Annotated in this window: 17 protein-coding genes; 15 read left to right on the forward strand and 2 right to left on the reverse strand. The window is 46.2% G+C overall.

All coding sequences use genetic code 11. The features are described from left to right. Positions 1–134: 134 nt before the first annotated feature. The 11 genes from ACUC6J_RS06590 (at position 135) to ACUC6J_RS06640 (ending at position 13,645) form a co-directional block, all read left to right on the forward strand. A complete protein-coding gene (locus ACUC6J_RS06590) occupies positions 135–2,462 on the forward strand; it encodes a histidine kinase (protein WP_447249950.1) in 2,328 nt (775 codons plus the stop codon). Between the two features lie 530 nt (positions 2,463–2,992). Then, positions 2,993–4,165 (forward strand): ParA family protein, encoded by a 1,173-nt coding sequence (locus ACUC6J_RS06595; RefSeq protein WP_340864430.1) that lies wholly within the window; start codon positions 2,993–2,995, stop codon positions 4,163–4,165. 13 nt (positions 4,166–4,178) lie between these two features. Beyond that, positions 4,179–5,426: a CpaF family protein gene (locus tag ACUC6J_RS06600; RefSeq protein WP_017426545.1), complete on the forward strand. Its 1,248-nt coding sequence runs from the start codon at positions 4,179–4,181 to the stop codon at positions 5,424–5,426. Next, positions 5,423–6,214: a type II secretion system F family protein gene (locus tag ACUC6J_RS06605; protein WP_017426546.1), complete on the forward strand. Its 792-nt coding sequence runs from the start codon at positions 5,423–5,425 to the stop codon at positions 6,212–6,214. The genes ACUC6J_RS06600 and ACUC6J_RS06605 overlap by 4 nt, the downstream gene beginning before the upstream one ends. Positions 6,215–6,220: 6 nt before the next feature. After that, positions 6,221–7,105: a type II secretion system F family protein gene (locus tag ACUC6J_RS06610; RefSeq protein WP_017426547.1), complete on the forward strand. Its 885-nt coding sequence runs from the start codon at positions 6,221–6,223 to the stop codon at positions 7,103–7,105. Positions 7,106–7,115: 10 nt separating this feature from the next. Continuing rightward, positions 7,116–7,310, forward strand: coding sequence for a Flp1 family type IVb pilin (locus tag ACUC6J_RS06615; RefSeq protein ID WP_016820682.1), 195 nt, complete (start codon positions 7,116–7,118; stop codon positions 7,308–7,310). After that, on the forward strand, positions 7,310–7,978 hold the full coding sequence (locus ACUC6J_RS06620; RefSeq protein ID WP_031463123.1) for a TadE/TadG family type IV pilus assembly protein: 669 nt from the start codon (positions 7,310–7,312) through the stop codon (positions 7,976–7,978). Before ACUC6J_RS06615 ends, ACUC6J_RS06620 begins: the two co-directional genes overlap by 1 nt. Positions 7,979–8,018: 40 nt before the next feature. Further along, positions 8,019–10,235 (forward strand): hypothetical protein, encoded by a 2,217-nt coding sequence (locus ACUC6J_RS06625; protein ID WP_447249951.1) that lies wholly within the window; start codon positions 8,019–8,021, stop codon positions 10,233–10,235. Then, on the forward strand, positions 10,204–11,199 hold the full coding sequence (locus tag ACUC6J_RS06630; RefSeq protein ID WP_447249952.1) for a pilus assembly protein: 996 nt from the start codon (positions 10,204–10,206) through the stop codon (positions 11,197–11,199). The genes ACUC6J_RS06625 and ACUC6J_RS06630 overlap by 32 nt, the downstream gene beginning before the upstream one ends. Before the next feature lie 87 nt (positions 11,200–11,286). Beyond that, positions 11,287–11,799: an A24 family peptidase gene (locus ACUC6J_RS06635; RefSeq protein WP_013369967.1), complete on the forward strand. Its 513-nt coding sequence runs from the start codon at positions 11,287–11,289 to the stop codon at positions 11,797–11,799. A 61-nt stretch (positions 11,800–11,860) separates the two neighbouring features. Next, the gene (locus ACUC6J_RS06640) at positions 11,861–13,645 is read left to right on the forward strand and encodes a DUF6382 domain-containing protein (protein ID WP_447249953.1); all 1,785 of its coding nucleotides are present in this window, start codon (positions 11,861–11,863) and stop codon (positions 13,643–13,645) included. Between the two features lie 206 nt (positions 13,646–13,851). Here ACUC6J_RS06640 and ACUC6J_RS06645 read toward each other — a convergent pair whose 3' ends face one another. Continuing rightward, complete coding sequence (locus ACUC6J_RS06645; protein ID WP_447249954.1) at positions 13,852–14,766, reverse strand: TIGR01777 family oxidoreductase; 915 nt, start codon at positions 14,764–14,766, stop codon at positions 13,852–13,854. Positions 14,767–15,061: 295 nt separating this feature from the next. Between ACUC6J_RS06645 and ACUC6J_RS06650 the strand changes: the two genes are divergently transcribed. The 4 genes from ACUC6J_RS06650 (at position 15,062) to ppnP (ending at position 20,168) form a co-directional block, all read left to right on the forward strand. Further along, positions 15,062–16,189, forward strand: a complete 1,128-nt coding sequence (locus ACUC6J_RS06650) for a deoxyribonuclease IV (RefSeq protein ID WP_016820676.1) — start codon at positions 15,062–15,064, stop codon at positions 16,187–16,189. A gap of 22 nt (positions 16,190–16,211) precedes the next feature. After that, positions 16,212–17,111: a formyltetrahydrofolate deformylase gene (gene purU / locus ACUC6J_RS06655; RefSeq protein ID WP_025364333.1), complete on the forward strand. Its 900-nt coding sequence runs from the start codon at positions 16,212–16,214 to the stop codon at positions 17,109–17,111. Between the two features lie 406 nt (positions 17,112–17,517). Next, on the forward strand, positions 17,518–19,563 hold the full coding sequence (gene tkt, locus ACUC6J_RS06660; RefSeq protein WP_016820674.1) for a transketolase: 2,046 nt from the start codon (positions 17,518–17,520) through the stop codon (positions 19,561–19,563). Between the two features lie 290 nt (positions 19,564–19,853). Then, positions 19,854–20,168, forward strand: coding sequence for a pyrimidine/purine nucleoside phosphorylase (gene ppnP / locus ACUC6J_RS06665; RefSeq protein ID WP_016820673.1), 315 nt, complete (start codon positions 19,854–19,856; stop codon positions 20,166–20,168). A gap of 108 nt (positions 20,169–20,276) precedes the next feature. On the opposite strand, the gene ACUC6J_RS06670 is transcribed toward ppnP, so the two are convergent. Further along, a complete protein-coding gene (locus tag ACUC6J_RS06670) occupies positions 20,277–21,176 on the reverse strand; it encodes an NAD(P)-dependent oxidoreductase (protein ID WP_447249955.1) in 900 nt (299 codons plus the stop codon). Positions 21,177–21,188 lie beyond the last annotated feature (12 nt).

A 21,188-nucleotide genomic window follows, 5' to 3' on the forward strand; every position in this document is an offset into this window, starting at 1 on the left:
TATGCTAAATTGTGCTGCTTTTTTTGAAGCAAGCTTGTTGGGTCATCTTGAATTAACCGGGACACGGGAGTACATTCTTTACAACCACACAAAAGGGTTCGGAACGAGCTGTTACGCTGCGGGGAGGAACGAAATTGGAGAGCTTCAAACGTAAATCACCAGAGGAAATACTGGATTCCATTAACAAACTGCATCGAGGCAGACTCAAAATATACATTGGTGCGGTCAGTGGCTCGGGCAAAACGTATCATATGCTGCAGGAGGGACAATCGCTGCAGCATGAAGGGATTGATGTTGTAATTTGTGCGGTATCGACTCTGCAGCGGCGTGAGACCTTGGAACAGGTCGGTTCCCTAGAGCGAGTACCCAGTATTCATTGGATGAAGGATGGCGAGGAGCAAAAGGATCTGAATGTGGAAGCTTTGGTGGCACGAAATCCTGAGGTGGTGCTGGTGGATCATTTGGCACATCATAACCGAAAAGACGCCTCATTTCCAACAAGGTTGGAGGATATACGCTATTTGCTGGAGATGGGAATTAGCGTCATTACGACGGTCAATGTTTATGAACTCGAAGGGATCACGGAGTGGGTATATCAGCTGACAGGCTTTGAAGCGGAGTATACGGTTCCGGTTGATACATTGGAGCTAGCGGATGAAATTCGTTTAATTGATGCCACCCCGGAGATGATTCTGGAACGGCTGGCGAAAGGTTACATGCATACGCCCAATCCTGAGATGTTTCACCGGGGAAATCTGGGTAAATTGCGTGAGCTCGCTCTGCGATTGGTGGCAGAGGATGTGAATGATTCGCTGGAACGTCACCGGGAGGAGCTAGGCTTACACGGGGCGTCAGGAGCAGCAGAGCGTATTTTGGTGCCTGTCCAGTATCATTGGAATGGGTCCATTTATGTACGCAGGGGGGAACAGGTGGCCAAGCGGTTGGGTGGAGATATGCTGGTGGTCTCCTTTGTCAGCTCGAATAGCAAGTTGTCCAAGGAATCAGCAGCCTTCAAGCGCTCCATTGAGCAGTTGGCTGACAAGATCGGATCGACATTTGAAGAAATCCCGCTCCTTTCCCGTAGAAGGCTACCACGTCAACTTATCCATTATGCGGTGACTCACAATGTTACCCGAATTGTTATGGGTCATTCTCGTCAGACTCCATGGCAGGAACTGGTTAGAGGATCACTGGTGAACGGAATTTTAAAACGAATGAAAAATATGGACCTGCTGTTGATTGCGGACCGAGCCGAGCAGGAGGGTGAACGGATTTTGCCAACGATGAGACAGGAGGAAGGAGATACTGACCCGTATCATCGTTTGAGTGTTGAGGAAGTACAGGCTGAGGAAGCCAAAATCCTTAGGGGCAAGCTCAAAGTATACATTGGTGCTGCTCCGGGGGTCGGCAAAACATACACCATGCTGAGAGAGGGAAATGATCTGCTGGAAAGCGGGATTGATGTGGTGATCGGATTGCTGGAAACGCACGGAAGAGCAGAAACACTAGCCCAGGTAGGCTCTCTGGAGATGATACCCCGCCAGTCCATCGAGCGTCATGGTGCACATTTGGAAGAGATGGACACTGAAGCCATTCTCAGGCGTAATCCTGAGGTAGTGCTAATTGACGAGCTGGCACATACCAATGTTCCGGGAAGTCTGAAATTTAAACGTTATGAGGATGTACTGGCCATTTTGGAGCAAGGTATTTCTGTTATATCCACAATGAATGTGCAGCACCTGGAGAGCTTGAATGACGCCGTAGAACAAATTACTGGCATTCGGGTGAGAGAGACTGTCCCCGACCATATGATGCGTCTGGCCGATGAAGTACAGCTTGTGGATGTGGCTCCCAAATCGTTACAGCAGCGTATGCGTGAAGGCAAAATTTACGATCGTGCAAAGGTGGAGCAGGCACTTAGCCACTTTTTTAAGCTGGGTAATCTAATTGCGCTGCGTGAACTTGCTTTGCGGGAATTGGCAGATGATGTAGATGAGCGGCTGGAATCCTGGGATCGGCATGAGTCACTTCGGGGACCGTGGCGCAGGGAGGAAGTGATTTTTGTAGGCGTGACGCTAAGCGAAAATGCTGAACGGTTGATTCGCCGCGGTTTTCGGATCGCCTTTCGCCTAAAGGCTGTATGGATTGTGACTTATGTTCATGTTGGTGAGCGTATAACGGAGAGGTTACTCCCTCGTCTGGAACAACTAAAGTTGCTGACCCACCGACTGGGGGGAACCTTTGAAATTCGGCTTGTTTCCAGCCGCCGCGAGATTGCCGACATTTTGATTGCTCCAGTGGAAGGATATTCAGGCACGCAGCTCATTGTGGGGCAGTCTTCCCGAAGTAGCTGTTGGGGGAAGAGTGCGGTCGTGCCGAGGATTCTCCGTCAAGCACGTCATATGGATGTTCTTATCGTGGCGGATTATGATCCGGATATTAAGCTGGAGACAGATTATTAAAATGCCCAATCCATTCATAAATAGTCATATGCTGGTTACCGGTTGTTCACTGCTTCCATAGTATATTCTATCTCAAAGAAATGGAGGCGAGTTTGAATGTATAAACATCGTAAACATGATTGTCATTTTCCAAAGCCAAAAAAACGTGTTTTTAAGAAAATCATTAAGGTGACTGTCATTAAGTTTAAACCAAAATTTAAACGTGATCACTGGAAACATGAAGACTTTGATAAGAAATGTCATTGCCGGAAACGTCGTCATCATCGTCATCATCGCCATCATGACTGTCATCGTCGTCACCACAAATTCTACTAAGTTGAAGATCGTAGGAGGCGGGGCTAGACTTGCCCGCCTTCTCCTAGTACCAGGATTCTAGGAAAATACGTGCGCAAAAAATACTTGCTCTAACATAGGTGCTATGCTATTCTACCAGTAAATAGATTGCACGTGACGGAAGCACCGTTCACCAACCGTATGTACTTACGGATGGATGAACGGTGCTTTTTTGCGTTGTTGTGTTGGGAAAGGGGATGAGCGTATTGGTTCCGGTAAAAGTGGTATTGGCCGTAGAAGGTCGGGATTATATTGAGCCTCTGCTGAATTATGTTCACGGAAGCGAGTACGCCAGAAGGCTCAGAATAACGGCTTTTTCGCAGCCGGAGGCATTTCATCAATACATGATGGAAACCAGCGGAATGAAAAGGCCAGATGTGGTAGTAGGTGAAATGTCTTTTCTGAGTCTATGGACAGCTCGGGAAGATGCAGATATTCCTTGTTTGGTATTACATGAGGGAGAACAAGTAAGCGAATATGGGCAGCCTGTATTAAAATATCAGCCTTTATCTGAGCTGGTCGGTTTTATTTTGGAAACGGCGAGACAGAGGTCGAATGGTCGGAAAAGCGTAAACAGTCGGGAAGGTGGAATGATTATCGGCATGGTGGCAGCTTCAGGCGGATTGGGCAAGACAACGGCCGCGCTCAATCTGTCCAAGCAACTGGGGAATGAGGGATATTCGGTATTTTATTTGAATCTGGAAACGGTGGATTCAAGCTCGTTGTTTACTGGTTCAGACAGTTCTAGCGGAGCACAAGGAGAAAGAGAAGGACTGTCCAGACTACTGTATGACCTCAAGTCGGAGGGAAATAAGGGTACTTCGTTATCTGTGGCTTCCTATTGTGTACGTCGTGCTGAAATTCAGGCTGATACGTTTCAACCTGTCTATAATCGCAAGGAATTGACGGATATGACTTGTGTTGAAGCGAAAGAGCTCATTCGAACGATTGGTGAAAGCGGGCAATATGATGTAGTGATCGTAGATAGCGATTCTGAACATGGTGAGCGGGCTCAAGCCGTGTTTGAAGCTAGTCATAAGCTAATCTGGTTGCTCGCTGACGATTTAATGAGTATGCACAAGTGCGGATTATGGCTGGATGTTTTAGAAACTACGCAGCCTGAGGGGCTTGAAGCCATGATATGCAAAACCAGCTTTGTGGTGAACCGCTACATGGGAACTATGATCAACTCGTTACCTCGTGACTTTATGGAGCTGAACGGTGCGTTACCCTATATACCTTCATGGAAACAGATGCAGCATCGTGAACTGCTGCTAAGTTCACCGATTTATCAGCGGGAAATCCGCCATTTGTGCCGCGAGCTGCTGGATATGGAGAGCGCTGCACAGTCGACGGCTGCTTGGTCTTAAGGGGATGATGAACATGAATGAGGAACAATTTAAGGCATTGCGCGCAGATATTCGTAACGGGCTGGACGTAACGTCCTCAGTAAAGGATACAGATCTAGTACGGCATATCGAAAAGCGAATTTTACACGACGTAGAGCTAGCGAGCTTAACTTCCCGAGAGAAGCATGCACTTGTCCGCAAAATTTTCAACTCTTTCCGTGGGTTGGATGTGCTCCAGCCATTGATTGATGACCCGACCGTTACGGAAATCATGATCAACAGTCATCGGGAAATCTTTGTGGAGCGGGCAGGTGAGGTGATTCAGGTGCCCGATCAATTCGAATCCCGCGAACGACTGGAGGATTTGATCCAGACGATTGTAGCCGGGGTGAACCGAATTGTGAATGAGGCTTCTCCCATTGTGGATGCCCGATTAAAGGACGGATCACGTGTGAATATTGTGCTGCCGCCAGTTGCTCTCAAGGGGCCGACAATGACCATACGGAAGTTCCCCGAGCGTCCCATGACGATGGATGATTTGATACGAATAGGTGCGCTCAATACAGAAGCCGCCGCTATGCTCAAAGACTTGGTACGTAGCAAGTACAACATTTTTATAAGCGGTGGAACGGGTTCTGGTAAAACAACTTTTCTGAATGCATTATCCCAGTTCATCCCTTCGTCTGAACGGATTATTACGATTGAAGATTCGGCAGAGCTGCAAATTGTGACTGTCCCCAACCTGGTTTCCATGGAAACACGGAACGCGAACACCGAGGGAAAGGGAGAAATCACGATTCGTGATCTGATTCGTTCCTCCCTGCGTATGCGGCCCAATCGCATCGTGGTGGGTGAGGTCAGAGGGAGTGAGGCGTTGGATATGCTGCAAGCGATGAACACAGGACACGATGGAAGCTTATCAACTGGGCACGCGAATAATATCCGCGATATGGTCAGCCGGCTGGAAACGATGGTACTCGGAGGAGCAGAGCTTCCGCTTGGAGTAGTACGGCAACAGATCAGCTCGGCCATTGATATATTCGTTCATCTGTCACGACTACGTGACAAATCCAGAAGGGTGCTGGAAATTAGCGAAGTGATTGGCTTTGAGAATGGTGAGGTAAGATTGAATCCCCTTTATCGCTTCCAGGAACGCGGAGAAAGTAAAGGACAAATCGTAGGGGAACTGGAGCGTTGTGGTGTGGGGCTGCAACATACATTGAAGCTGCAAATGGCCGGAATCAAGCCGGAAAGCTGGCACAGAGAAGGAGTATCGGCATGAGAACAGAAAAGGCGACTGGCAAGCAAGTGTCGCGTGAGGTCCCTTCTCTGCCGAATTATACGGTGTATACCTTATCGACTGTACAAAAAAGTATGTGCATTCTCTTTAGTGGAGTGTTGTTCGCGATGATCGGATATCTATTTTATCACCAATGGATATTATCGTTGCTGTGTGCTGCTGGAGCTGTGGTGATGCCTCGTTATTTTAGAAAGTTTTTGCTGCAACGACGTAGGTCTGCTTTAAGCATTCAATTCAAGCAGGCTTTATACTCGCTTTCTTCTTCTCTTTCAGCGGGAAGGTCGGTGGAGAATGGGTTTCGTGAGGCTGTAGAGGATTTGAGGTTGCTTAGTCCAGATGGAGATCACGATCTGATTTTTGAATTTAACATTATTACAGCCTGCCTTGAAATCGGACAGCCTGTAGAGGCTGCTTTGCAGGATTTGGCTCGTCGGGCCCAGATGGAGGATATTACGAATTTTGCGGACGTATTTGCGGCTTGCAAACGAACCGGAGGTGATCTGGTGGAAGTCGTACGACGGGCTTCAAGTGTCATTGGGGAGAAGCTGGAAATTCAGCAGGAGATCGGTGTAATGATTGCGCAGAAGCGCTTTGAATCAAGGGTTATGTTTGCAGCACCTTTTTTGTTTGTTTTGTTTATGACAGTGACAGCGGGAGACTACATGATGCCGTTATACAGCGGTACAGGTAGGATTTTATCAACCTTTTGTCTTCTGGTGCTTGGTGGTTGTCTCGTGTGGATCAACCACATTATGAAGATTGAGGTGTAAGGAGTGATGGGTGTGGTGATGTTGGTTTGTCTGGTCATGCTGGTTCTGCAAGTGGGAGGTTGGGTGGTGCTGAACCAAATGTACGCTGCTAAGTATGCACATTTTCGCCATATGAAACTGGAAGGAATGCGGCTGCAAAAACTTTCGGTGCCTTTTGTACACATGCTTCATGTTTCACGTGCCACTCATAGGCTGCCTTTGCTGATGTTCAAGCTACAGCGTTCGATACAGAAGCTGTATGGTATGCGCCACAGCGGAGAAAAAACGATGCTTTTTCTGGCAGAAATGTTGGGTTACGGATATATGGTGGCTGCTGGTGGAGCTTTAATATCGCTTATGATGGGCGGGGAAGCGACTGGGCTGGTGCTTGGCTTGGGGCTCGGTATTCTGGTGCCAGTTGCGCTGGTCAAGGATTTACACGGGAAAGTACAGAAGCGGGATCAGCAAATCTTAATGGAATTGCCTGAATTATTGAGTAAAATGATGCTTCTAGTTGGTGCGGGAGAGACGGTACAACGGGCTTTGCTTCATTGCGTGGAACGTAAAGGGGCGGATACGGTACATCCATTGTATCGGGAATTGCGGCAGACAGTGGGGGAATGGGAAAGTGGCTATTCCTTTCAACAGGCATTTGAACATCTGAGCAAACGTTGTGGTATTCAAGAAGTGACGATATTTACAACGACAGTTTTATTGAATATGAGGCGTGGTGGGAGCGATTTTGTAATGGCTTTACGTGAGTTATCTCAGACGTTATGGAGCAAGCGGACTTCAATTAGCCGCACAAGAGGGGAACAGGCTTCTTCAAAGTTAGTCTTCCCGATGGCACTAATTTTGCTAACGGTCATTGTGCTGGTGGGTGCTCCGGCTTTAATGATGATGAATATGTAGGAGGAATAAAATGATGATGACAATTGTAGCAGGTAGTATTCGTAAATTGTACAAGAATGAGGATGGTTTGGGGACGTTAGAAATGATCTTGATCATTGCGATTCTGATTGCGGTGGCGATTATCTTTAAAGATCAGATTAAGAAAATTGTAGAAGGGCTGTTGAAAAAGGCAGATAAAAAAAGTAACGACTTTATGGATTCATAATGCTGCGCAAATTGGTACAAAAAGAGGACGGGAGCTTCTCCTTGGAGGCTTCCCTCGTCTTTCCCATTCTGCTGTTGGTCATTTTTATAATGTTATTTTTTTGCCTGTATATATATCAAAAATCTATATTGGTGCAGGTTGCTTCTACTGCTTCGGAAAGAGCCGCTTACAGTTGGGATAACAGCTTTAAGGACCCACGTACGGGAGCATTTGCGCAAGGGCAACGGGATTCTCTCTATTGGCGCTTGAAGGATGATGTTATGTTAGGCGCCCTGTTTGGCTGGGCCGGAGCCAATAATCAGGAAACTGTACAGGTACCGGGCGGCAATGAAGGAGGCTCGTTACCTGCTCAGAAGTTGTCCAATGCAGAAAATAGAATGCCTGTGGGCATGCATGGGCAGATGACATATGAGAACAGTATGATTCACCGTAAGGTGATCACTGAGCTAAATAAAATCGTGGAGGTACCTTTGTTGAATCAGTTTTTAGATCATACAGATTTACAAGGAAAAATGAGCTCGGGTGTGGTGGAACCTGTGGAATGGATTCGTACAGTGGAATTGGTCCGTTATTATGGTGCGAAGTTTATGGGGAGAGGCTCAGGTGAAAAGGTAGATCCGGCAATTGTAGGGAAAGTATTGATGCAATATGGGCAAAACGGTCAGTAAGGAGTAGGTAACGGGAATGTAACTGGAAAGGAGGAAGCGGGTGTTTGGTAAGGGACGTAATACAAAGGACAGGGAATCAGGGGCTGTCACGGTTTTCCTCATTCTGATTTTGGCGGTCATGTTTGGTTTTATTGCTGTATTTATTGATTATGCGAGAATTGCTGCGCTGCATGTACAGACTGAACGGCTGACCCATGCGGCGGTTCGGTCAGTGATGTCTGCTTATGACCCGGCATTACAGCAGGAATACGGTTTGTTTGCTTATGGTGAAGGTGGCGGAGAACAAATAATAGTCAAAGTGCTGAATGACAGTACACGGCGTACGGCGCGCGCGGAAACGCTGCCGCTAATGAATATGAAGCTGGATTCCAGTTCACTGCAAATGGAAAGGGAGCTTGGTAAATATGCCATATTTAACGAGCAAATCCGTGAAGAGATGAAGTATAAAGCACCTGTCGATTTTACGATGGAAGTGCTAGAAAAGCTAAAGCCGCTCTCTCAAAATATGAAGGAGGCTTCACACACGGTAGATTTACTGAAACGGCTGCAAAAGCTGTACGACAGACGAGAGGCCAAACTGGATGACATGCTGGAGAAACAGCGTAAGGCAGGAGCTTATATGGAAGAGGTTCGCAAACGGATTATTAAACAGAGTGGGACATATATGCCCAATCAGTATATATGGGACCCACTTGAAGTTGTAGCCGACATTGCTGCTCAATATAAGCATTACGTGCATGTATATGAGGACAACAAGAAGAGTGTGGACGATGTTAAAATCATGCAGATGGAGAAATATGCAAGAAGGGCAAGGATAGCGCTGGATCGCCTGCGACAGGTCATGGTTCAGACTGGAGAGGAGCATGATAAGCTGCTTCTGGAAGCCAAGGAACCTTTGAATGAAGCTCGGCAAATTAATGAAGAAATGCGCAAAGTCATTGTCCAATATAAACAGAGAGCGGCCAATGCAGGTTATGACGAGGTTTCCGCAGCCCCCCCCCCAAGCGGAGCAGGCTCCAACGCCGATCCGTCTGTAGGCAGTGCCCGGCAAAGGGCAGAGGATTTGTTGGTTCCGAACAATGAATTTGAGCAATGGGAAGCAGAAATCGAAAAGCAACGGACTGCAATAAATGCTGCTAACAATAGAGTAACGAGTATGATGCGTACGCTATCTTTCTATACAGATCCATTTTTGAATGCAGACATGCTCAAGCAAGAAGTTGCTTCAACGCTCAAGGAGATAGATAGATACTTAAATACGTATGCTTGGGCGGGACCCGCCAATGTTCTCGATGGTGAGGCTAGAACGATGGATACGCGACGCGGACCGGACAAAGAACGCAAGAAAATGGAAAAAGAGGCGAAAAACAAGCTCAAGCAAGCTTATCGGATCATTGAGGTTCTTTCTAAAGGTAAACAAAGTGCTGAGCAATTCCGAGTGGTGGAGCAGTATTACAATGAAAGTATTTCTTTTAATCAGTCTTCATCCAGTCCATCTGTATCCGCTGATTTGTCCTATGACACCTATGATGCAGCGGGGGATTCCATGGATAGTATGGATGGTCTATACGAGGCGGCATCCAACTTACTGACTCAACTGGGAGACGAGTTTTACCAGAATGAATATGTGCTTTCTTACTTCCATCATGTGGATTTCAGCCGATTTGGCAATTTGGCTGGATCAGGTGGAAATGTGGGTAATGCTGCACAGATTTTAGGGGACCAGTTGGAGGTGAATAATCAGGAAGTTGAGTACATTTTGTATGGGTTTCATAATCCGACAGGTAACCTGGCATCTGCCTATGCGGAAATTTTTGCTATGAGGCTTGCCATTCGAACGATGGAGGGACTGGTCAAAAACAGTTCAAAGGGTAACCCGTTGGTCGTTTTGGCGGCAGCTTTGTTATATGGAGTAGAGAAGGCGATTGAAGATATGATCATGCTGGCACAAAAAGGGGATGTGCCTTTGTCTGACTTTCTGAAATTTCGAATGACTTACAAGGATCATTTGCGATTGTTCCTGATGCTTCATAGCAATAATGAACGAAAAATGTCTCGTATGCTTGCTTTGATTCGCTTGAATACAGATGTCAATCCCGCTGAGCGACGGACGTATGCAAAGGGTGAGGTCAAGAATGGGATGAGGCTGTGGTTTCTACCTGGAGTAATGAAGATGCTCGGAACCGCCTCCAAAGAAGGCGAGAGTATTAAGGGAAGTGTGTACTATGTCACGAAAACAGCGCATTTTTCCTACTAATCAGTATCTACAACAGGTGTGTGGACAGAAGCAGCGTGAACAAGGAAGTATTGTTTTAGAAGCGTCATTGGTGCTGCCATTGTTTTTGTTTTTTATTATTTTTCTCATTTATATGGTCCAAATGACACTGGTCTCCACAGCTTTGCAGACTACTGCTTCAGAAACAGTTAAGCAGGTTTCGGCTAAAATCTACCCAGTGTCTCTAGCCGTGGAGGCGGCGTCCGCTAAAATAGATGCAGTCCACAAACCGCTAGATGAACTTCCTAAGTTATCTGTGAGTGAATATGCAAGCCAATTCGCTGCCCAACTGCCACCTCCAATCGGTGATTGGGTAGAAACTGCTATTCAAGGCGGCAAAAAGCCGCTGGAGGAGTTACAGGGACGCTTGACGGAGGCTGCACTTGATCCTGTTCTGAAGCCGATGCTAAAGCCTTTTATGGAGAAAAGTATTCTGGAGTATGACCGTATTCACATAACGAGCGTACATGTACCCTCTCTTACAGAAACTAAGGACCCTTATTTTAGAGTAGAGCTATCGTATGAACTGCCGATGAAGGTTCCCTTTTTGTATCGCAACATTGTGCTCCAAGCGGCAGCTGAGGAACGTCTTTGGATTGGTGATACAGGAGAGGGAGCAGGTACAGGTGATGCAACAGGGGAGAAGGATGCGCAGCATTCCATACAGTTGCTCGTCAAGCCTGAACCTGCTGTGAAGGGTGTATACAATTTGATCAAGGCCAAGGTTGAACCTGGGACGAATGCTGCCCTTTCTGTACTCTATAAGTCAGGTGAAAGCACAGCTCAGCACTTGGGCTGGACCTCGGCCGATGCAGACGGGATTGTTGAATGGAACTGGTTTGTGGGAACAAACACAACACCAGGTCAATGGAGCTTTGTAATTGAAACGGAGGATGGCCAACGTATTGAGGTTCCGTTTTCTGTGCAGAAGACAACTGATGGATAGGCTAGATATAGATATATAGAGATAACTACAATGAAAAATGATTTAGCAGGCCTGTTAATTTTCATTGTTATAAGGGGGAAGATCGCATTGACGTGGATGTATATTGTGTGCGGAGTTCTGCTGGCGATCGCGCTAGTGACAGATTTACGAAGCATGAAAATACCTAATAAGCTTACATTGCCCGGCATAGCGGTAGGCTTGCTGTTCAATACTCTGTTCGGAGGTTGGCACGGTTTTTTATTTGCTATTGCTGGTCTTGGCACCGGCTTTGGATTCATGCTGATTTTGTACTGGATGGGAGCAATTGGTGCAGGAGATGTAAAGCTGTTCGGCTTAATTGGAGCCTGGACAGGAGCTGCTTTTGCATGGCAATCGGCTCTATATTCGATTTTTTTTGCAGGCATTATTGGTATAGGGATTTTGCTATGGAGGAGAGAAACCATCATGAGATTGCGACGCGTGGCGTTTAATTTGGGAGGATTTTTCCTGTTTCGCAGCGGCAAAGCGCTGACAAGCGGGAGAGAAGCACACCTCAGGTTTCCTTTTATGACAGCAGTTATTCCGGGAGCGGTCAGTGCTTATCTTTACTTCTTGTCATGACGTGTCCGATTCGTGAGATCATGCTACCTCAGGGAATAAGAATTTGTAAGGAGGTCATGAATTGTTTGGTTTAAGTAGGGATTTTGTTCGTAATGGCGGAACGTTTATGATACTAAACAAGGAAGGCGGGCTCAAGACCGATGATTTAAATTCTGTACAGACCCGAATGATGACTGGCAATCGGATTCCCGGTCTACTGGAACTTAGAATCAAAGAAGTCGATTTTCAGATCGAGTTACATTACGATATTTCGGGGCGACGTATGCTTTCCCAAGTATGGAAAGGTGGGAATGTGTCGATTTCTGATTTCTACCGGATTCTTTTTGAAATAGTAGATGCTCTTCATCGTAGCCCACAATATATGTTAAATATCCGCCAGTTTATTTTGCACGAGGATTACATTTTTATAAGCGGTTTAGGTACAAGGGAAAGAGTCAGTTTGACCTATGTTCCTTTGTGCAGTGTACAGTATACGGAACAAACAGGTAGTTATTTTAAACAGATGGTTATTCGCTTGATGACTCGTGTGGCTCACCCTCAGGGAGAATCTATACAGCGCATACTCGATCTATGCGAGAGAAATGAATTTGAGTTGGGCGCGTTGAAGGAACTACTGTTGCAAGGGATGACGGCCAGTGAACAGAGCGTCGGCGGTCAGGATAAAGGTAGATCATCTGTTCATTCCTCTCATACCATACAGGGTAACGATACAGATCGTGGAGGAAGAACGTACGGGCAAGAACATCGGGAGACTCTGCAGGAAATTCAGGAGCTTAAGCGAGTCAATCGACTCAAGCAGTCCACAAAATCAGAGGAGAATGTCGAGTTAGGAGCCGACAACGAAATGGAAGATGAACAGGCGGAGCCTAAATTACAAAAATATAAAACATACATTGCTCTCGGATGTCTGCTCGCTTCGGCCATTGTTTGGCGTTATATTTATTTGGATCATCCTGAGACGGTGTCCTTGCTTATTTCAATTGTGCTGACTTCGGTACTTGTCGCTGTTGCTTATATAAGCTGGACGGGGAAATTAGAGCGCAATCGAGCTTCATCTCATTTTTATAGTGAAGCAGTACCTGTATTGGATTCGGAATGGTTAGGAACTACTCCTCCCGCACAACGAAAAAATGACCGTTATCAGGTAGATAAGCTGACTGGGTTTGTAGCGGGACGCCATCATCAAGACAAGCCATCAACTGATTCAAGTGATCAAGCACAGGAGAGCTGGCGTTGGACTTTTCCAGACTTAGAACCTAAAAGCATGGGAAGCCGAACGACGGAGGATAGAGGGAAAGTAAGTACAAATTATGACTTGCACGAGCCTTCGAGGAAAGGTTCCGCGCCGGGAAATGAATTGGACGACAGCGATACCAGCGAGGCTTATTATAAGTCCTTGTCCGGGGTAACGGAGCTACTCAATACGGTATCCAAGCAGGAAACCGTGCTGCTTCGTCCAGATCAAGACATACAGAGTCCAACTGTTCAGCACTCGCCAATTGCTTGCTTGGATCGTAAGTTACCTGGGAGTGGAGAAACCGAGCGCATACGGTTGCAGCCCGACCAATTCGTTGGAGGCAGCTTTATCATCGGTAGAGATCCGCAATTGGTCCAGTTTGTAGAGCATACGGATGGAGTTTCTCGTTCTCATATTGAGATTTGTATAGTTACAGGAGGGCAAAGCCACATTGTAAAGGATTTATCCTCGACGAACGGAACTGTGCTGAATGGAGAGCCTATGGTGCCTTATAAGGAGTATACCATGCAGGATGGAGACACTTTTAAAATCGCTGGAGTCTCTTATACTTATCGATTGGACTCTTTTAAATCCTCTAATGCATCTTGAGTAAACGTTAAATGGATATATGTTAAGAAGAGGCCTGTTATATTCTGGGCTTCTTTTTTATAAATAGAAGATTATTCATAGGCCTGAAGCAAGGCAACTCAAAGATCTCAAGTTTAATTGATAAATTATGTCTAAATCAAAAATGAACCCTAAGCTGGTAGAGATACAAAGATATTATCTATCCTCCATAGAGTTCATTTTTTAATTCAACGCTGCTTGTGAGGAGAATGAAGTTCCTCTAGCGCCTCCTTCAGTGAAGAATACTTAAACTTAAATCCGTGCTCCAGCGCTTTACGCGGTATTACCTTTTGGCCGTCTAATACAAGCGTACTCATCTCACCCAATAGCTTTTGAACTAGAAAGCCAGGAACGGGAAACCAGTGTGGACGACGATATACCTTAGCTACTGTTTTCCCAAATTGGTCGTTCGTCATAGGGTGTGGTGATGAAGCGTTCACTGCCCCGGAAATCTCTGGTGTATGAATGCAATACGAGATCAGACGAACGATATCGGCAATATGAATCCAACTTATCCATTGATGGCCGCTCCCTATTTTTCCACCGAATCCGAAGACGTAAGGCATCTTCATGAGTGAGAATGCTCCTTTTTTTCTGTCCAGCACTAGGCTGATGCGTAACTTAATTAGACGGACATCTGCAGGGTAGGCATTGGCAGCTTCCTCCCATTGCTCAACCACCTGAGACAGAAAATCTTCCGAACGGCGCGGACTTTTTTCGTCAAATGTTTCGGTCAAGGAGGTACCATAGGCGGCAACAGCCGAAGCCTGAATGATAACTTTCGGTTTTTTTTGCAGAGCATTCAACGCTTGAGCCAACCGGGCAACGGAAAGCAGTCGTGATTGAAGAATTCTTTGTTTGGACTTGTCCGTCCAGCGCTGATTCAGCGTCTCACCTGCTAAATTAACGACCGCATCTGTACCTTCTAGTAATTCAGGCTTTTGTTTTAATTCGTTCCAGCTCATATACTGCAAGCGGGGGCTCGCTTCGTGTCCAACCAGCGGCTTGCGGGTAATGACTTTCACCGTATATCCGTCAACTAGCAAGCTTTTGACCAGCGCACTCCCCACCAATCCAGTTCCTCCGCATACGATGATGTTCATGGAGTCAGTTCTCCTTCCAATTCGAAAAAATAGTTCTGTTATAAAATATAACCCTTTTTGATACAAAAGCTTCATATTGAACATATCTGTGTACGCTAAGAAGGTCCATTCACGCTTTATTCTACCTACATTTCAATAACATCTACTCTGATGTGTGCTATGCCTGTATGTTTCATAAAGGGAGTCATTTAAAAAAGTTGCCATAAACGCTATGTTGTTTGATTTCAATAATCACGTTAAAATGATTAAATTAAAATAAGACAAGCATAACAGGATAGGGGGATGAATCAAAATCATGCTGAAAATTGGTTCTCATGTGTCCTTCTCGGACAAGGGTCTGCTCAGCGCTACAAAAGAAGCGTCTTCTTACGGGTCCAGCTCGTTTATGATATACACGGGGGCACCTCAAAACACGCGCCGTAAGCCGATGGAGTCCATGTATTTGGAGGAAGGCAAGCAGCTAATGGCGGAAAAGGGAATGGAAGATATCGTGGTGCATGCTCCATATATCATCAATCTCGGTTCCTACAAAGAAAATACCTATGAGCTTGCAGTCAGTTTTCTACAGGAGGAAATTCGGCGCACACATGCGATTGGTGTGAAAAATATCGTGCTGCATCCGGGGGCTTTTACAGATAAAGATGCAGAGTACGGAATTGGACGCATTGCTGATGGTTTGAACGAGGTACTGAACGGTGTGAAGGAGACAGATGTCAATATTGCACTTGAAACGATGGCAGGCAAGGGCACAGAAATGGGTCGTAGCTTTGAGGAAATTGCCTCCATTATAGATAAAGTAGAGCGCAACGAGCGTCTAACGGTTTGTATGGATACTTGTCACATTCATGATGCGGGTTATGACATTGTCAATGATTTGGACGGTGTACTGGAGCAATTTGACCGTATTGTCGGCTTGGATCGCATCGCAGTTGTTCACATTAATGACAGCAAAAACCCGGTTGGCGCTCATAAAGACCGCCATACGCCGATTGGATCGGGTTGGATTGGTTATCAGACTATTCATAACGTGGTACATCATGAAGCACTTCAGGGACGTCCGTTTATTTTGGAGACGCCGTGGATCGGGAAAGAAGCCAAAACTCAACGACCAATGTATGAGGTTGAGATTGCCTTGCTTCGCGGAAATGTAAAGGAACGCTTTGGAGATGAGTTTTTGAGTCAGGTGGAACAGTTGCATTCGTTTTTCAAAAAACAGGATGTGGATGTCCGTGAATTTGTACTGGATACCTGGACTCTGCTGAAAAATGATGCTAAAGCAAGAAAAGCAGATCCACGTGAGCCGCTGGAGCGTCTGTATGACATGATAATGGAAGCAGCACTCTTTCCAGAGATGAGCGAAGAACACATTAATCAACGGTTGATTGCCTGGTTTGCCGGTAGTCATCTGCCTGTGACAGTATAAGATAAGGGGGACTAATAGCTACATGGAAATTCACGTAAAACATCAGCCAAACAGCACTGTATCTACACATGAAAACCGTGCGCGCATGCTTGTATCTTGTCCAGATGGGCCAGGTATTGTAGCGACCGTGTCCCGCTTTTTGTACGAGCATGGGGCCAATATCGTCCAATCTGACCAATATACAATGGACCCGTCCGGCGGTATGTTTTTTATGCGGATTGAATTTGATTTGCCTAATTTGAGTGCAGCTCAGTCGCAATTGGAACAGGACTTTGTCGCTGTTGCCGAGCAATTCCGTATGGAGTGGACGATTTCTGCGGTCAGCCGCAAGAAAAAATTGGCTATTTTCGTTTCCAAAGAAGATCACTGTTTGGTAGAATTGCTGTGGCAGTGGCAGGCAGGGGACCTGGATGCGGATATTTCACTGGTGGTTAGTAATCATCCGGATATGAAGGAGTATGTGGAATCCTTTGGCATTCCGTATCACCATATACCAGTGACAGCCGACACGAAGCCAGAGGCAGAGCGTCGTCAGCTAGAGGTCATTGGCGAAGAGATTGACGTGATCATTTTGGCCCGGTATATGCAGATTATTTCGCCTAAGTTTATTGAGCATTACCGCAACCGGATTATCAATATCCATCATTCCTTTTTACCTGCATTCGTGGGTGGCAAGCCGTATGCCCAAGCTTATAATCGCGGTGTGAAAATTATTGGTGCTACTGCGCATTATGTAACCGAAGAATTGGACGGTGGTCCGATCATTGAGCAGGACGTGCAGCGGGTGAGCCACGGAGATGATGTAAATGAGCTAAAACGGATCGGTCGCACGATTGAACGGGTCGTGTTGGCAAGAGCCGTGAAGTGGCATACAGAGGATCGTATATTGGTTCATGAGAACAAAACGGTCGTTTTTAATTGAACTTAACAATTTCAAATTCATGAAAACTTGTGAGTTTACATGTCAGATTAAACAAAGCCCAGTGCATAATGGGCTTTGTTTTTTTGTGTGGGGTAGGTATTTGCATTATATCTGGAACCTATAAAAATTTTTTTGCGATTTCTTTATTTTTTAAATGATGTTAATACATAACGGGTATATTGATATGAGGGCTGTACTACAATTCGACCATTTCGACAATCATCTTTATAAACGATCTGGCAAACTTTCACGGCAAATGGTACAATACTTAAGAATGTATAAGTCATATTGAAACATTCAAGCAGATTCACTCACTTCGATAGCCCTGTTTCTATATCGGACGGGAGCATTGGAGAGTATGACGGAATGCAATTGACATACTTTATACAATATGAGGAGGCAAACCATGACTGACCAGAATCAAGCGATTCAAAAGGATGAAAACTCCACCATTGACAATTTGTCCATCACAACGATCCGTACGTTGGCAATTGATGCCATCGAGAAAGCGAATTCGGGACACCCTGGTATGCCGATGGGCTCCGCGCCAATGGGCTACCAACTTTTTGCTAAAACAATGAACCATAACCCAAATCACCCAACATGGGTGAACCGTGACCGTTTTGTACTGTCTGCAGGACACGGTTCTATGTTGCTATACAGCCTTCTTCACCTGAGCGGATATGATCTACCTATGGAAGAGCTGAAGCAATTCCGTCAATGGGGCAGCCTTACACCGGGTCACCCTGAGTTTGGACACACTGCTGGTGTAGATGCTACAACTGGACCTCTGGGACAAGGCTTGGCAATGTCCGTAGGTATGGCTATGGCAGAAGCACAACTGGGTGCAACATATAATAAAGATGACTTTAAAGTTGTGGATCACTTCACATATGCTATTTGCGGCGATGGCGATCTAATGGAAGGTATTTCGCATGAAGCCGCTTCGTTGGCTGGTCGCCTTCAACTGGGTAAGCTGATCGTATTGTTCGATTCCAATGATATTACACTGGATGGCAAGCTTAATCTGTCCTCTTCCGAAAGTGTTGCCAAACGCTTTGAAGCATACAACTGGCAAGTGCTGCGCGTAGAAGATGGAAATGATCTTCCAGCGATCCAAAAAGCAATTGAAGAAGCACAAGCCGATTCGACACGTCCTACATTGATTGAAGTAAAAACAGTCATTGGTTACGGAAGCCCGAACAAACAAGGTAAAGGCGGACACGGTGGTACTCATGGTTCCCCGCTGGGATCAGAAGAAGCTAAACTGACTAAAGAATTCTACAAATGGGTATACGAAGAGGATTTCCATGTACCACAAGAGGTTCGCGAGCACTTTGCTAAAGTAAAAGAGCGCGGTATCGCAGCTAACAAAGCATGGGATGAACAATTTGCGAAATACAAAGCGGCTCACCCTGATTTGGCAGCTCAGTTTGAAACTGCTGTAAACGGCGATCTTCCAGAAGGTTGGGATCGTGACCTTCCGAAATACTCTACAGAAGACAAAGCGGTTTCAACTCGTGTAGCTTCTGGGAATGCACTGAACGGATTGGCTCCAAACGTTCCTTTCCTGACAGGCGGATCTGCTGACTTGGAAAGCTCCACAATGACACACTTGAACAACCTGACGAACTTTACGCCAGAAGACTACGCTGGCCGTAATATTTACTTCGGTATCCGCGAGTTCGGTATGGCTGCTGCGATGAACGGTATGGCGTTGCACCAAGGTGTAAAAGTATTCGGCGGTACATTCTTCGTATTTACAGATTATCTGCGTCCAGCCGTTCGTCTGGCAGCTCTGATGGGATTGCCTGTAACCTACGTTCTGACTCACGACAGTATTGCTGTTGGTGAAGATGGCCCGACTCATGAGCCGATCGAACAATTGGCTTCTCTGCGTATTATCCCGAACCTGACGGTCATTCGTCCGGCTGATGGTAATGAAACTTCTGCTGCTTGGGCTTACACGCTGGAAAACAAGAAAAACCCGGTTGCACTGGTATTGACTCGTCAAAACCTGCCAATCCTGGCTGCTACTGCTGAGCATGCACGCGAAGGTATCAAACGCGGTGCTTATGTGGTTGCAGATGCAGCAGACGGCAAACCGGTTGCTCAAATTCTGGCTACAGGCTCCGAAGTACAACTGGCTGTTAAAGCACAGGAAGCACTGGCAGAAGAAGGTATTCAAGTACGCGTTATCAGCTTCCCAAGCTGGGATCTGTTCGAAAAACAAGACAAAGCTTACAAAGATTCCGTTCTGCTGCCTGAAGTTAAAGCTCGTTTGGCTGTAGAAATGGCGTATCCACTGGGATGGGAAAAATATGTTGGCGACCAAGGCGACATTCTCGGTATCAGCACATTTGGCGCATCCGCACCTGGTGACCGTGTAATTAAGGAATACGGCTTTACAGTAGAGAATGTTGTTAGCCGTGTCAAAGCATTGTTGAAATAAAACATTGGAGCATCAGTAATTAGGAAGAGTTTGTCCATAAAGCAATGATCGTGTATTGCTGGCAAACGACTTACCTGCTGTGGCAATCCATGTATCACAAACAGTCGTAACCTGAGTAAGGCTTACGGCTGTTTGTTTCATACATTTGTTTTTTGCGATAAAATGTCTTTGAATTATCAGTGGATAGAGTACGCAGATACAGTGTGTATTTTCATACTGAAGCTCGAATCCAAATTATGTTATGATGCACCATATTCATTCACCATTGAGAGCAGATGAGGGGATAACGAATGACACAGTTCGATGGAGTAAGCGTAGTTAAAAAAGCAAATGTTTATTACGATGGTCAGGTTACAAGCCGCACAGTTATCCTAGGTGATGGTAGTAAGGTAACACTGGGGATTATGTTGCCGGGAACATACGAGTTCGGTACGGATTCCCGTGAGATTATGGAGATTTTGGCAGGGGACCTGAGAGTGATGCTTCCAGGTACTGAGGAATGGCTGGAGATACATGGCACATCGACCTTCCATGTACCTGCGAAGTCTTCCTTCAAGCTGGAAGTACGAAGTGTAACGGATTATTGCTGTTCTTATCCGGAATAATGAGCTGAAAAGGATAAGAGCACTCAAGCTACAAGCCGAGTGTTCTTATCCTAAAGCTGTGTTATAAATACAAACACACAGCAGCATGGTTATAAAGAAAAGTACAGCTTACTCAATAGGCTGACCACCAATGGTGCGGCCAATCCATGCTTCGTATGTCTTTACAACAGCAGATAGATCCTCGTCGCCATAGCCTTGTGTTTGTCCGGCTTGAAACAAGCTTTTGGCAATGGACAACATAGGCGTAGGGATGGACAGGCTGTCTGTTAGTGAGGCAGCGAGCTTCAAATCCTTGAGCATCAGGGCAAGTGAGAATTGGTTGCTAAAATCATGCTCGATGATTTTGCGCCCTTTCAGGTCAGCGGCCTTGCTACCTGCCGATCCGAGCTGTACCAATTCTAGGAAGCTGTCTGCTGGAATGCCGGATTTAGCTGCGATGGCAAAGCCTTCAGCCAGAGCGAGGTTATTTATACCGACCATCGTATTGTGAGCGAGCTTGGCCACGGCCCCGCTACCATTTGGTCCCATATGGAGCACCTTTTTGCCCAAGGTATCAAAAACATCTGATTGCGCCGCAATCGCTTCTGCATGACCGCCGACCATGAACACGAGTGTTCCATCTACAGCGGCAGGCTTGCTGCCTGTTACGGGGGCATCAATGAAGGAGCAGCCCAGCTTGTCCGCTTCGACGGCCAATTGTTTGACCAGCTCAGGTGAAATTGTGCTGTTGTCCATCACGGTCATACCAGCCGTAAGACCAGCAAACACACCGTCCTGACCGTAATACACGTCACGTATTGATTGATCATCGCTGACCATGGTAATGACCAGGTGCTGCCCTTCGGCCGCTTCACGAGGGGTTGAAGCTGCACATGCGCCTTGCTCTACCAAGGGCTCGCAGCGCGAAGCGGTACGATTATAAACTGTGACTCCGAATCCCTGCTTTAGCAGATTGGATGCCATCGGGGCGCCCATCGTGCCCAGTCCGATAAATCCGATGTTTTTCATTGCTAATCACCT

The organism is Paenibacillus sp. JJ1683 (genome assembly GCF_053006485.1).

Bases quoted from the DNA above. Each gene is read 5' to 3' on its own strand.
- ACUC6J_RS06630 (WP_447249952.1), top strand. From the start codon at position 10,204: ATGTCACGAAAACAGCGCATTTTTCCTACTAATCAGTATCTACAACAG.
- ppnP (WP_016820673.1), top strand. From the start codon at position 19,854: ATGACACAGTTCGATGGAGTAAGCGTAGTTAAAAAAGCAAATGTTTAT.
- ACUC6J_RS06645 (WP_447249954.1), bottom strand. From the start codon at position 14,766: ATGAACATCATCGTATGCGGAGGAACTGGATTGGTGGGGAGTGCGCTG.
- ACUC6J_RS06615 (WP_016820682.1), top strand. From the start codon at position 7,116: ATGATGATGACAATTGTAGCAGGTAGTATTCGTAAATTGTACAAGAAT.
- ACUC6J_RS06670 (WP_447249955.1), bottom strand. From the start codon at position 21,176: ATGAAAAACATCGGATTTATCGGACTGGGCACGATGGGCGCCCCGATG.
- ACUC6J_RS06620 (WP_031463123.1), top strand. From the start codon at position 7,310: ATGCTGCGCAAATTGGTACAAAAAGAGGACGGGAGCTTCTCCTTGGAG.
- ACUC6J_RS06600 (WP_017426545.1), top strand. From the start codon at position 4,179: ATGAATGAGGAACAATTTAAGGCATTGCGCGCAGATATTCGTAACGGG.
- ACUC6J_RS06650 (WP_016820676.1), top strand. From the start codon at position 15,062: ATGCTGAAAATTGGTTCTCATGTGTCCTTCTCGGACAAGGGTCTGCTC.
- tkt (WP_016820674.1), top strand. From the start codon at position 17,518: ATGACTGACCAGAATCAAGCGATTCAAAAGGATGAAAACTCCACCATT.
- ACUC6J_RS06610 (WP_017426547.1), top strand. From the start codon at position 6,221: ATGGGTGTGGTGATGTTGGTTTGTCTGGTCATGCTGGTTCTGCAAGTG.
- purU (WP_025364333.1), top strand. From the start codon at position 16,212: ATGGAAATTCACGTAAAACATCAGCCAAACAGCACTGTATCTACACAT.
- ACUC6J_RS06605 (WP_017426546.1), top strand. From the start codon at position 5,423: ATGAGAACAGAAAAGGCGACTGGCAAGCAAGTGTCGCGTGAGGTCCCT.
- ACUC6J_RS06595 (WP_340864430.1), top strand. From the start codon at position 2,993: ATGAGCGTATTGGTTCCGGTAAAAGTGGTATTGGCCGTAGAAGGTCGG.